Origin of the sequence: Roseovarius sp., from assembly GCF_027019125.1 — a bacterium.
GTDB lineage: Bacteria > Pseudomonadota > Alphaproteobacteria > Rhodobacterales > Rhodobacteraceae > Roseovarius.
Map to the genome: position 1 here is coordinate 97,198 of NZ_JALUXE010000024.1, position 12,761 is coordinate 109,958.

The 12,761-nt window shown below is 64.5% G+C and carries 9 protein-coding genes; 3 read left to right on the forward strand and 6 right to left on the reverse strand.

What is annotated here, in order from left to right:
- Positions 1-84: 84 nt before the first annotated feature.
- The 3 genes from MVC20_RS07795 to MVC20_RS07805 all read left to right on the forward strand — a co-directional run bounded on the left by MVC20_RS07795 (position 85) and on the right by MVC20_RS07805 (position 4,041).
- A complete protein-coding gene (locus MVC20_RS07795; protein ID WP_297540063.1) occupies positions 85-669 on the forward strand; it encodes a hypothetical protein in 585 nt (194 codons plus the stop codon).
- Positions 670-897: 228 nt separating this feature from the next.
- The gene (locus MVC20_RS07800) at positions 898-1,392 is read left to right on the forward strand and encodes an oxidoreductase (RefSeq protein WP_297540065.1); all 495 of its coding nucleotides are present in this window, start codon (positions 898-900) and stop codon (positions 1,390-1,392) included.
- A gap of 3 nt (positions 1,393-1,395) precedes the next feature.
- Entirely contained in the window at positions 1,396-4,041 is a 2,646-nt protein-coding gene (locus MVC20_RS07805; protein ID WP_297540067.1) for an ATP-binding protein, read from the forward strand.
- Here the strand turns inward: MVC20_RS07805 and MVC20_RS07810 are convergent.
- From MVC20_RS07810 to MVC20_RS07835, 6 genes are all read right to left on the reverse strand, one after another.
- Complete coding sequence (locus MVC20_RS07810) at positions 4,027-5,097, reverse strand: sigma-54 dependent transcriptional regulator (protein WP_297540069.1); 1,071 nt, start codon at positions 5,095-5,097, stop codon at positions 4,027-4,029. The two genes, MVC20_RS07805 and MVC20_RS07810, sit on opposite strands and share 15 nt — an antisense overlap.
- 122 nt (positions 5,098-5,219) lie before the next feature.
- Positions 5,220-5,996, reverse strand: a complete 777-nt coding sequence (locus tag MVC20_RS07815) for a transglycosylase SLT domain-containing protein (protein ID WP_297540071.1) — start codon at positions 5,994-5,996, stop codon at positions 5,220-5,222.
- A 50-nt stretch (positions 5,997-6,046) separates the two neighbouring features.
- Entirely contained in the window at positions 6,047-7,285 is a 1,239-nt protein-coding gene (gene flgL, locus MVC20_RS07820; RefSeq protein WP_297540073.1) for a flagellar hook-associated protein FlgL, read from the reverse strand.
- 8 nt (positions 7,286-7,293) lie between these two features.
- A complete protein-coding gene (gene flgK / locus MVC20_RS07825) occupies positions 7,294-11,301 on the reverse strand; it encodes a flagellar hook-associated protein FlgK (RefSeq protein WP_297540075.1) in 4,008 nt (1,335 codons plus the stop codon).
- Between the two features lie 3 nt (positions 11,302-11,304).
- Positions 11,305-11,631, reverse strand: a complete 327-nt coding sequence (locus MVC20_RS07830) for a rod-binding protein (RefSeq protein WP_297540077.1) — start codon at positions 11,629-11,631, stop codon at positions 11,305-11,307.
- A gap of 13 nt (positions 11,632-11,644) precedes the next feature.
- On the reverse strand, positions 11,645-12,757 hold the full coding sequence (locus MVC20_RS07835; protein ID WP_297540079.1) for a flagellar basal body P-ring protein FlgI: 1,113 nt from the start codon (positions 12,755-12,757) through the stop codon (positions 11,645-11,647).
- Between the last annotated feature and the right edge of the window lie 4 nt (positions 12,758-12,761).

Consider the following 12,761-nt stretch of genomic DNA (forward strand, 5'->3'; position numbering starts at 1 on the left):
GGGTTCATGCCAAGTGAGCTGCTAACATTCTCACCGGCCCAGTCGTTGACTAACTCAGACCCGAACCTACGATAGAGACCGCATATGCACAGCCAGACCTTCATGACCGACACCGTTGCCGTCCACGCAGAGTGCCGTCCCCGCTGCGCGAGCCATGGGCATGTCTGCAGCGCCAGCGGTCCCTTTGCGCTGCTCTCTCTGGGCGCGCGCAACTATGAGATCGCCGAAGCCACGGGCGAGGGCGAGCGCCTGGCATTTCGGGCGCAGGGCCAGCAGGAATGGTGCGCGCTTGACCGCCGTATCGCCGAAGGCTGGATCGAGGTTGGGTCCGATATTCTCCTGCTCGACCCAGATGTGCTCTTTGACTTTCTGATGACCCATGCGGTGCGGACCCAGACCTCGGAGGAACCGCCCTATGAGATGGCCTTCGACACGCTTGGCGTCAAATGGTCTGCCCGGCTCTTGCAAGATCGCGATGGCGAGGTGAGTTTTGGCGATGGCATTTGGCAGCACGCCCGGCTTGGCCTCAAGGCGCCGCAGGATGGGCGCGAACGTGCCATCATGGTCCTGATCGCCGCCATGCCCGATGCCCGTCAGCGATTCGAACCGCATATCACCAACTGGGCCCGCCGTATCGCCCAGGGGGTGCGCGTCATGCCGGTGATGTGACGTTGCGTCACTCGCTGCAATCTTAGGCAAAGGGCCTGATCCAGGGACAGCGTCCACGTTCAAGTGACCGCATGTCTAAACGGTGAATGCGTTGATTTTGCAGCGCTTTCACTGGGGCGCGTTATCTTTAGATACATCAACTTCTTTAGATATGATCGCTCATTCAAAAAATCTGCTAAAAAACCCAAAGCGACACCGCTTTGTTCCAGTATCCAAATGAGACACATGATGAACCGTAGATTCTTTCTGACCCTCGCGGCCCTTGGCCTTTCGCTTGCTCAGACCATCGCAAGCCCAGCTTTCGCCGATGAGGTCATCCTGACCGTCAACGATCTGCGCAACGGCGTGACCAAGACCTTCACCGAGGCAGATCTTCTCGCTCTGCCGCAAGAGAGCTTTGCGACGACGACCATCTGGACCGACACGGCGCCCAAGACATTTTCCGGCCCCTCTCTGCGAACAGTGCTCGAGGCCGCAGGCAGCGCGCCGGGTTCCCTGCGGATCTATGCCATCAACGACTACAACGTGACCTTCCCCGAGGCGCGCATGGAAGAGAACGTGCCGATCCTTGCCATCCGGATCGACGATGCGGCCTTTTCGGTGCGCGAAAAGGGACCGCTCTGGATGGTGTTTCCCTATGACTCGGACACCCGCTATCAGAGCGAAGAGTATTTTACCCTCAGTGTTTGGCAGTTGAACAAGATAGACATTCTTGCGGAATGATCCGTGCTGACACCCCCACCCACAGGCTATGGCCCAGACAAGGTCTTTAACACGACCAAGCGTCTTTCGGCGCAAATACTGCTGGGCCTAATGCTTGTGGCAAGCATCGCGCTGCTCGTCAGCGCGATGGCCTTTCAGCAGCGGCTTGAACACGTCCGCTCGGCCAACACCGACAATGGCGGCTGGGTCGTGGCACAGCTCGAGGTGGACCATCTCGGGTTGATGCAGAAACTTGACGCGGCGGTTCTCACGACACGGCCCGAAGTCACGGCACCGCTCACGGCTGAGACGCTGACCATGGTCAAGCGTGAGTTTGATATATTTTACAGCCGTGTGGACATCTTCAGCTCGACCCTGCAGCGCATGGATGTATCCGATGACCTGCTGGACCGGGTCGAGCGGCTCAAGGTCGTGCGCGAACGTCTCGCCGACAGGATCGATGCGATCGAAGGAGATGATCCAGCGGCACTCGAGGCGTTCCGCACTGCCGTAGATAGCACCTACCCGATGGTTCGCGACATCACGGTGGCCGGGCTTCAAGAGATCACCGTCGAAACCTCACGCGCCCGCGAAGAGGAGCAGCGCCTCTTTGTGCGCTTTTTCATGCAATCTCTGCTGCTTTTCTGCCTGATGACCATCGGAGCGTTTCTGGCGGTGCGCATCTGGCGCGAGCTGGAACGCCGCACCGCCGAGACAGGGCGCATCGCGGCCATGCTCTCGACTGCTTTCAATTCGACGATGAACGCTGTCATCGTGACCGATCCGAAATCGCGCATCCTCTATAGCAACGACCGCGCACGACGCCTCTTGGGCTATACTGCCGAAGACCTGCAGACCATGTACGCCGAGGATATCCTGATCTTCGACCCCTCCGTGCCGCGCGACACGGTCGAGGGGCTGACGCCCCGGAACAAGGCCTCTTTTGTCGCGGCCTGCAGAAGCGCGGTGGGCCGCGAGATTCCGGTGGATTTCTCGATGGTCGAGGATCACGACATTTCAGGCAATCCCATCGTCATTCTCTTCATCCGGGACATTTCAGCCCAGGTCGAGGCCGAAACCAATCTGCGTGAAGCCCTGGTTCAGGCCAAACAGGCCGCCCGCGCCAAGAGCATGTTCCTCGCGACCATGAGCCACGAGATGCGCACGCCACTGCATGGGCTGATGGCCTCGCTTTCGTTGATGAACGAAACCGATATGTATCCCGAAAACCGCGCTTTGCTGAAAACCGCCCGCGATTGTAGTGCACGGGCGCTCATTCAGATCGACGACGTGCTGGAACTGACCCGCTTGGGTGAGAGCACGGAAACGCCCACGTCCTTTAGCCCCGCACGCATCGCCGCCGACATCGTGGACGAGCTGCAACCCCTTGCCAAGAAGTCGAATAACCGGATCGAGCTGATCACCCAGGGCGATTTTGATCTGCATCGCCTGGAAGGCTTGCCCAATGCGTTTTCCCGCACGCTCTATAACCTTGCCGGCAATGCCGCGAAATTCACCAAGAATGGCACCATCACCATCCGGCTTAGCCTGGGTGGTCACGCGCCGGACAACCTCGACCTTACGGTCGAGGTCGAGGATACCGGCATCGGTATCGCACCAGAAGATCAGAAGCGCATTTTCGAGAGTTTCGAAACTGTCGGCCGCAGCGAGGTGAATTCCGCCATGGGCACGGGCCTCGGCCTGCCGATCGCCAAGCTTGCGATCGAACGGCAGGGCGGCGTTCTGGGGCTTCACAGCACACCGGGCGTCGGCAGTTGCTTTTTCTTCACCATACCGCTGCGCCTGTCACAAGCGCCGCAAGAGGACCTAGTTGCTACATCCAATGCGGCCGAAAGCGGCGTTGCGGACACGCCTCGGCGTATCCTCGTCGTCGATGACAATGACATCAACCTGACACTGATGACCGAAATGGTCCGACGCATGGGCCATAGCCCAGACGTCGCCATGAACGGTCAAGAAGCGTTGGACAAGGCCACAGCCGAGGCCTTTGACGTGATCCTGATGGATTTCTCGATGCCGGTGATGGATGGGCCGACATCGGCAAGACTGATCCGCAGCTCCGGCGGACCCTCCGCGCAGTCGGCAATCATCGGGGTGACTGCCCTTATCGGCGCGCATAGCGGCGACGAACGTGCGGCAGCAATGGACAATATCCTGACCAAGCCCGTAAGCCAGGAGAATCTCGCCCGTGCGATCCGTGACACGCGACACCATGAGCGCGCCGCCGTCGAAGCCGCAGAGGACAACACGGACGAGGATGGGGACGAGGAGCTTTTGACCGAGAGCCGCGACGCCGCGACCATGCTGCACGATCTGGGCGAGATGGTGGGCCACGACACTGCGTTGCGGCTGGTGCGGACCACGCTAAGCGATGCCGAGGCCGCCTTTGCGGCCATGACCGATCCAGCGCTCTCGCTCGACGAAAAGGTGTTTATCATCCACAAGGCGGCGGGATCGACCGGGTTTATCGGGCTGGAGGAGCTCACGGAGACCCTGTCGGAGGCGGAAACCCTCGCACGGGCTGGCACGGATCCCGGCACAAGCGAGCTTGTCCCCGCCGCACGGGCACTGTTGCGAGAGGCCTGTAACGATTTTGCGCCGCTTCTGCCTGCGCAAGACGGTGCCGATTTGCCGTCAGAGGCAGTCTGACTCGAGCCCCAGCTTCTGCATGCGGCTGATGAGGGTGGTCCGCTTGAGCCGCAGCATCTCGGCGGCACGGGTGACGCGGCCCTCGCTCAGTTCCAGCGCGGATTGGATCACCTTGACCTCGACCCGCTGCAACATGGTGCGCAGGTCGAGCGTGCCGCTTTCGGTCAGCATCCCCTTGAGGTCGGTCACGCCCTCGGGCAAGGCCCCGACATCGGGCTCGGGCGTCACGGGGGCAGCCCCGGCAAAGCTCAGGCGCGGCGCCATGGCGATACGCGCCTCGTCTTCGGTGATGGTGCGGTTGCGGAACAGGATCTGCGCCCGGTCGTGGAAATTGCGCAGTTCGCGCACGTTGCCCGGCCACTCCTGCGCCATCAGAAACGCCAGCGCACAGGGGGTCAGTTGCAATGTGCTGCCGCCCCGGCTGCCCTGCTCCATCGCCCGAAGGATCTGCGGAATATCCTCGGCATGTTCGCAAAGGGCGGGCACACAGAGGCTGAACACCTCGATCCGGAACAACAGGTCCTCGCGGAACCGCTTTTGGGCGACTTCCTGCTGCAAATCGCGATGCGTCGCGCTCAGCAGGCGGAAATTGACCGGGATCGGCGCGCCGCCCCCGACCCGTTGAATGGTCTGGGTTTCGAGCGCACGCAGCAACTTGACCTGCACATGCAATGGCGTCTCGCCAATCTCATCAAGAAAGAGCGTGCCGCCCTCGGCCTGTTCGATCAGCCCGATCCGCTGCGCCGTGGCGCCCGTGAACGATCCCTTTTCATGGCCAAAAAGCTCGGATTCCAGCAGGTCAGCGGGAATGGCCCCGCAATTGACCGGGATCATCGGCCCAGTGCGCCCCGACATGAGGTGCATCGCATTGGCAACCACTTCCTTGCCCGCGCCGGTCGGTCCGTTGATCAGGACCGGCACATCGCTCGGCGCGATGATGCAGATCGCCTGCTTCAACCGCCGCATCACCGGCGTATCTCCGACCAGCACTGCATCCAGACGCAGGTCGATGGGAAACTGTTCGGTAATGGAAGAGGTGGGCCAATAACTGGTCATGCTACGCGATCCGGTATGCTTAAGGATATACATCCTCAATAGCAGCATCCCGGACATTACCTATGCGTGCAAAAGAAGTCCGCAGATTATCTAAAGATAAGAAGCGCCCCCTTGGCCACCACTCAACGGCGTGTCTTGTCGGGGGTCTTGCGTGCGGGCATGCGCGGAACGGTGCCCTCTGGCAGGGCTGCGGTTTCCCAATAGCGGACCTGCTGCACATGGCTTATGAGCGGTTCCGATCCGGCAAAGCGCCGATCTGCGCGCGGTGCGGGCTCGGCAAGACGCGGGGCCTCGCGCGGCGGGATCATCGGCCCCGCCATTCCCATCGCGGCCCGTGCAATCTCGGTCTCCGGCACCATCTCGGGGGAGGTTTCGACCGGCCCCAACCGCGCCATGGCCTGACGCACCCGGCCCAGATAGGCCGCACCGCGCCGCGGATCACGGGAATGGTAATAGCGGGTTGCCGCCTCCCAGCTTCCGGTTTCCGCGCGCAACTCGCTCAGGTAACGGGCGGCATAATCGGTATTGCGGGCCGGGTCGATCATCTCGTCCAGATTGGCGAAATTATCGCCATGCCACCGATAATTGAGCTGCATGCAGCCCACGTCGAAGCCGCGCACGCCGCGCGCCACCAATTGCCGCAGATGCGTCAACGCCTCGTCCTTGCTGCCAAAGTAATAGCCCTTGCCCCGCACATTCGAGGTCCAGGCCCAGGCCTGTGTGCCCGCCTTGCCCTGCGCGCGCCCTGACTCTGTGCGTGCAATCGCCCGCAAAAGCCCCTTGGGCAGGCCATAGCGCTCGGCTGCTTGTGCTGCCAATGCCTCACAGTTCGCGGGGCTGGCAAAAGAGAGGGACGGCACCCAGAATAGGGCCACACAAAAAAGGATAACATGTCTCATGCCCCCTCTTTGCAAGCCTCGGGCCAAGTGGGGCCAGACCTTCGGAATCCTCAGCGCAGGAAATCAAAGAGGCTCTGCTGCGTGATCCGCACATAGGCCTGTTGGGTGGCATCCCGCGTCAGCATGGATTGCTGGAGCTTGGTCAAGGCATTGGCAAGATCCAGATCCTCCAATCCCGACACCGCCTTGCTCATCGCGAGCTTGCGGTTGTCGATCAAGTCCGAATGCCGCGCGGCATCGGCCGACAAGGCCCCCAGCTGTGTGCGTTGGTCGATCAAATGCTCGGACGCCCCGCGCAGCCGGTCGATCACCGCATCTCGCGTGCGGCCTTGTGGCACCAGCGCCTGTGTGCCCCCTTCGGCATCGCGCGCGACCATCAACACCCCGCCCGCGTCGGGCTGACGAGAGACATTCGACACCGTGACAGGACCCTGAGCCGTCAGGATCAGCCCGCCAGTTTCGGGATCGAGAGCTGCGCTAATGCCAGTGGCCGTGGTCTGGGCGTTGATCGCCTCGACCGCGCCCGTCATGGCCCCTTCGGCGGCAACAAAGGGCACTATCGCCGTGCCCAATGGTCCGTCAAGCGTCATCGCCCACTCTGCGGGTGCGCGGGTCAACGCGGGATCAAGGCTCAGTTGCCCAGCCCCTGTTGCGCTGGCGCGCGGCGCGCTGCTCGCCGTGGACAGGCTGCCCAGAAAATCGTCGATCACGGCAAAGACATCGCCGCCCTCTGCCCCCATGCGAAACACCGTATTCCCGCTCAGCCCCGTGGGCAGGCTGAGGGTCTCCGACACTTGCAACCGCGATTGCCCGCCGTCGCCCAGGTAAACCACGCCCTCCGGCCCGTCACGAAACGGATCGGATTGCGTGTTGTAGCCACCAAAGAGCGTGCGACCGCTCTCGTCGCGGACATTGGCCAGCCCCACAAGACTGTCGCGCAGCGCCCGCACCTCGGTGCCGATACTGTCGCGCTCTGTCGCCGTCGCCGTGTCCGAGGCCGCGCGCAGGGCCAATTCGCCAATCCGGCGCATGACATTGCCCGCCTCAGACAGCACCGTATCGGCCTGATCCAGCCGCGCGCCCGCCCGTTCGAGATTGCTCGAATAGCGATCCAGCGCCTCTTGCTGCTCTTTTGCCGCCGACAGGCGCAGCGCACGCACCGGATCGGCCGAGGGACGCGGATCGTTCACGCCAGAGGAAATCTCCCCCTGCAAATCGGAAATCCGCTCATTCACCTGCGACAGGTTGCGGGTGGTGACGTTGTGAAAAAAACTGGTGCCGATACTCATTCAGAGCCTCATATCGCTTGCAGCAGGGTGTCGAAGATGGACCGCGCCACGGAAAGAACCTGCGCATTGGCCTGATAAGCCTGTTGCTGTTGCATCAATTGCGCCGCCTCGGCATCGAGATCGACCCCGCCAAGTTCGGATTCGGCGCGTGCCGCACTCTCGGCCTCGGCCTCGGCGGTAGCGACCCGGTTCTCGCTCGCCGTGACCTGCGCGCCTGCCCGCTGTTGCAGACTGGCAAAGCCGGTGGCATAGCCGCCCCGCCCGGTCAGCCCATCGCGTTGCCGCAGATTGGCCAGCGATTCGATGCTGCGCCCGTCCCCGGCCCCGCCGCTGCTGGGCGACAAGAGGTACCGGTCGCCTGTCACGCGCCCGCCCCCCAATGTCACCTCGAGATCGCCAAAACGCGTGGTGCCTGCGGCATCCAGCGTGCGCGACGCCAGATGTGCGCCGCTCTCGCTGTCAAAGAGGCCCACAAGGCCGGTGGTGGCATCCAGCACCCGCAACTCGCGCGCGCGCTCGGTGGCGGGGGTGTCGCTGATCTGACCGGCAAGCCGCAAGGCCCCTGTGCCGCCCATGACCACAATCAGATCCTCGTCGGGAATGTTGTCGAGGCGCAGGACGGAACCACCGCCGCTTGGGATGCTGTCAACCGCCAATACCCGGTCATCCGTGGCCGTCAGACGCAGCGCGCCGCCCTCTGTCACCTCGGCGCGCAGGCCCAGGGTCTCGAACCCCGCCGCCGCAGCCCCCGGCTGTGCGTCAATCAGCATCTCGCCATCCAGGGCGCTGAACTGGATTTCAACCCGGCCAAAGGCGGTGTTGATATGGCCCGTGCCGGGGAAGGTTGCGGGCAGCACGACCGCCCCTGCTGATACGCTGACAAAATGCTCCTGCCCGTTCAGCTTGATTGTGAAACTTGCGGGCAGGCTGCCCGCGTCGAAGGGCTGACCGATGATGGTCGTCACCGGCGCATTGCCCTGCCCCATGCCAAAGCGCGCCGCCTCGCCCGCATCGCCCGGCAAACGCAGCGCCGAACCATCGAGCGTGCCGCCTTCGGTTTCGAGGATGAGGCGGTTGTTTTCGTCAAAATGCGCGGTGACGCGGCCCTCTTCAGGGCCGCTTACCACCGGCACGCCGCCGCTCATGCGGATGGCATAATCCTGCGTCCCAAGGCTCACGCGCATCTGCGCGCCCTCGGGCGGCAACGCGGTCAGCGCCGCGCCGGTGATCCGGCTGGCCGGGGCCGTTGCGCGCAGGTCCGCGGCCAGCGCCCGCGCCATGGCCGCCCCGGTGCCAAGCGCCGGATCGGCCTCGGCTGTCACCACGCGGCCATCGGCCCCGGTCACGCTGATCCGCCGCAGGCTCTGATCCCCTGGCCCCGGCTCGGCCGGGGTCAGGGTCACTTGCGCCCCCGCCGCGCTGGTCTGTCTGGTGATGAGGCCGCTCTCGAACCCATCCGGTGCCGCCACTTGCAAGACACCGTTCTCGGTCACGCCAAAGCCGGCGCTGCCGCTCAGGCGCACCGTGCCGGAAATCCGCGCCGCATCCGGACCGCCGGCCCCAAGGGTGACCGAGCCCAACGCCGCGCCATCCGGTGCCAGCCGTGTGAGCGTCACGGGCTCGGACCCGGAATGGGCCACGCGGCTCAGTGAAATATCCGCACCGCTCGCCTCGACCAGCACAAGCCGCCCGCCGTTGGGGGCAAGCTCGGCGCGGATGCCCGTCGCCCCCGATTGCGCGTTGATCGCCGCTTGCAGCCCCGCCGCACCGACCGCGCCCAGGTCGGCCTCGATCGCCAGGGGTGTCAGATTCTGCCCCGACAGCCGCAGCGACAGCACGCCACTTGCAGGCACGTCGAGCTCCAGACGGGTTTCCGCCTCGGCGCGCACGGGCAAGGCGGTCGTCAATTCCTGCGCGACCCAAGCGGCGTTGGCACCGCCGGGCAGGCGCAGCGTGCTGGATTGCGTGGCCCCCTCGTAACCGATTTCAACGCCTGGGTTGGCCGGGGCTGGTGTGGTGCCGGTCCAGGTGGCGATCCCGCCCGCCTGCCCCAAGAGCGCCACGTAATCGCCGGTCACGGATTGCCGCGACAGTGTCAGGCCGCCATAAGGTGCCGCCCCGTCGAGGTAATCGGCAACATAGGCGGCATCCGTGTAAAACCCGTTCTCAGGCGTCAGCAGTGCTGCGGCCGCGCTCGTCCCCAGAGGTGGGCCGGAGAGCTGCCGCCCGTCGCGGGTAAAGACGGACAGCACCGCCGCCGGGGCCGCATCCGCGACGACGACACCGGACAGATTGCCCTGATCGGTCGCGAGGTTGGTCGACAACGGCAAAGACCCGTCGCGCGCCAAGAGCGTCAGCGTATCGCCCACCGCTTCGGCCATAAGGCCAAAGGCGCTCAGGCTCTCGCCTGCGTCCGTCTGCACAGCGCCGCTGTTGAGCGCCGCTGCCAGGGTCTCGCTCGTCAGGCCTGCGGGCAGCGCGAATTGCGCCACGCCGTCAGGCGCGGTCAGGCTCAGCGTTTGCGGTACAGCCCCCCCAAGCGGCCCCAGATCCATCGCCGCGTAGCGCGGTTGCACCGACAGCGCCGCCCCGGCATGGCCCGCCGGGATCACCCCGACAACGCCCGCGCTCAGAAACTCGACCGGTTCCGCGGTCAAAACCCCGGAAAGGTCCCGCGGGCCGGTCGCCTCGGAGAGAAGCGCGGTCGCATCCAGCGTGGCGGTGCCACGATTGCCCGGCACGGCGCTCACCGTCAGCGTGCCTGCGGCGGCAATACCTTGCGGATCATTCAGCACCAGCGTCATATGCCGCGCCGACGCATCCTGCCGCGTCAGGGTGATCCGGTCGCCATCCTGCGGCACGCCGCTCATGTCGATCCGCAATCCCGGCAGGCTCAGGGTCTGTTCACCTGTCGCCAGAATCTGCCCCGCCGCATCCCGCGCCTGCCACAGGCCCGTGGGCGCATCCTGCACCAGCGTGAGCGGCCCTTTGGGCATGATACGGGCATCCGTTATGGTGACACTGGCCGCCCCGGTGCCACGCATCAACGCACCCGGCGCCGCCTCCCATCCAGACACGGAAAAGAGTGCCCCGCCGCGCTCGCCCGAAGGCGTCAGGCCTTGGGAATGCACCGCGTTGATTTCCTCGGCCATCCGGCTGGCCCAGCGGTCAAGATCGGAGGCCGCCTGCGCCATCACGCCAGCCGCATCCGCCAGCCCGCCCAGCATTCCGCCACGCAGGCTGGTCTGCACTTCGACCGCCTTGGTATCGGCAGAGGTGACGATATAGCGCCCCGCCGTGCCCTGCTCTATCCGCCCGGCGCGGCCCCGCTCGAGAACCATCGGCCCGCTGCCATCGGCCCCAAGCCGCACCGTCGCGCGCCCTGCGTCATCCAGCTCGACATCTATCGATACAAGTTCCGCCAGATTGACCAAGAGCCGGTCGCGCTGATCCAGCAGGGGATTACGCGCGCGCTCATCGTTCACTTGCGCCAATTGTTCCTGAACATCTGCCAGACCGCTCAGAACGGTGTTGACCCGTTCCACGGTTTGCGCGGTCTCGTCCCGCACATTACGCGCGAGAACGTCGATCCCTTCGGCCAGGTCGGCCACGCCGCTTGCCAGCGCCTCACCCGCACTCAGAACCGCCTGCCGCAACCCCTGGTCCTCGGGCACCTGCGACAGCCCGTCCAGCGCATCGAAAAACCCATCCAGCAGATCGGGCAACCGGCCCTCTCCGGGCAAGAGCCGATCCTCCAGTGCCTGCACATGGCTCAGATGGGTCTCTGCCGCCCCCAGCGTGCTCTGGGCATCGCGGCTGCGCGCGGCCAGCAAACCGTCAAAGGCGCGGCGGATGTCCACCACGTCCACGCCGCCGCCTACGCCCACCTCTTGCATCACCGCATCGCGGCGACGATAGCCATCGGTGTCGACATTGGCGATATTCTCGCCAGTCACACCAAGGGCTGTGCGATAGGCCAGAACCCCCCCGCGCCCGATGTCCATGATGTCGACCATGGTTTACTCCTGTGCCCCGCCCAGATGGGCAGAAAACTGGCGATAGATTGCCTCGGACAGGCCCAGACCCGCGCGCCCCGCCCCCACTTCGGTCAGCGTGCTGTCGAGGAGGGATTGAGCGGTCTGGGTTGCCGAACTTTCCGTCAACGAGTCTCCAAACGACGCGGCGCGGCCGGATTGTAGGATCTGGTTGAGAAAAAGCGCCTCGAACCCCTCTGCCGCGCCGCGCAGCCGGTCCGCGTCGCGCGTGGCCTTGGTGGCAATCTTGTCGTCGGACAGGCTAGAAGCCTGGCGGGCATCAAACGCTGTGGCAACCGGGGACAGGGTCATGGCTGTATGCTCCTCAGATCACGATCAGGTCGGCGCGCAGGGCACCCGCGCGGTGCAGCGCCTCGAGAATGGCCACCAGATCGGCGGCACTCGCCCCCACGGCATTGATCGCATCGACCAGCGAGGCCAGCGACACACCCGGATCAAACACAAAGGCGGGGTTGTTTTCCTGCTGCACGTCAATCTGCGTATCCGGTGTCACCACGGCATTGCCCGGCACCACCACGCCGCCATCCCGGCCATTAACAACCGTTGCGCCCTGGTCGACGTTGAAATCCTCGTTCACCCGCACGGTCAGCGAGCCATGCGAGACAGCGGCGGGCGTCACCCGCACCATGCCACCAATGACCACCGTGCCGGTGCGCGCATTGACGATGACCTGTGCCGGCGGCGCAGCGGGATCAACCTCGATATCCTGCAAGAGACCCATGAAAGGCACCCGCGCCGCCGGATCGGCCGGCGCGCGCACCCGCACCGAACTGCCGTCAAAGGCCACGGCCACACCATCGCCAAACTGCGCATTGATCGCATCGGCCACATTGCTCGCGGTCGAGAAATCCGGGCGGTTCAGATTCAGCACGAAATACTCGGTTTCCAGAAAGGCTGTTTCGACCATCCGTTCGACCGTGGCACCACGCGGCACCCGCCCCACGGTGGGCACATTGACCACCACGGACGAGCCGTCGCCGCCTTCGACCCCCAGGCCGCCAACCACCAGATTGCCCTGGGCGATGGCGTAGACCTCGCCATCCGCCCCCATCAGCGGCGTCATCAATAGGGTACCGCCCTGCAGGGACTTGGCCTTGCCAGCGGTCGAAACCGTGACATCCAACACCTGACCCGGCTTGAGAAACGGCGGCAACTCGGCCGTCACCATCACCGCCGCCGCGTTCTTGGCATCCAGGTCGTTGGTCCCCACCTCGAGCCCGAGGCGCGAGATGATGGATTGCATGGATTGCCGCGTGAGGCCCGAGTTGCCGTCGCCCGACCCGTTCAGACCCACGACAAGACCATAGCCCACCAGCGGGTTCGATCGCACCCCGGCCACATCCGCCAGATCCTTGAGCCGGTCGGCCAGCGCCGCCCCCGGCACGAGGCAGACCAGCAACAACAGGACTCTCAGCATGCCC

Excerpts from the sequence above, each read along its gene's own strand:
- MVC20_RS07795 (WP_297540063.1), top strand. The coding sequence starts at position 85 with ATGCACAGCCAGACCTTCATGACCGACACCGTTGCCGTCCACGCAGAG.
- MVC20_RS07800 (WP_297540065.1), top strand. The coding sequence starts at position 898 with ATGAACCGTAGATTCTTTCTGACCCTCGCGGCCCTTGGCCTTTCGCTT.
- MVC20_RS07810 (WP_297540069.1), bottom strand. The coding sequence starts at position 5,097 with ATGACCAGTTATTGGCCCACCTCTTCCATTACCGAACAGTTTCCCATC.
- MVC20_RS07815 (WP_297540071.1), bottom strand. The coding sequence starts at position 5,996 with ATGAGACATGTTATCCTTTTTTGTGTGGCCCTATTCTGGGTGCCGTCC.
- flgL (WP_297540073.1), bottom strand. The coding sequence starts at position 7,285 with ATGAGTATCGGCACCAGTTTTTTTCACAACGTCACCACCCGCAACCTG.
- flgK (WP_297540075.1), bottom strand. The coding sequence starts at position 11,301 with ATGGTCGACATCATGGACATCGGGCGCGGGGGGGTTCTGGCCTATCGC.
- MVC20_RS07830 (WP_297540077.1), bottom strand. The coding sequence starts at position 11,631 with ATGACCCTGTCCCCGGTTGCCACAGCGTTTGATGCCCGCCAGGCTTCT.
- MVC20_RS07835 (WP_297540079.1), bottom strand. The coding sequence starts at position 12,757 with ATGCTGAGAGTCCTGTTGTTGCTGGTCTGCCTCGTGCCGGGGGCGGCG.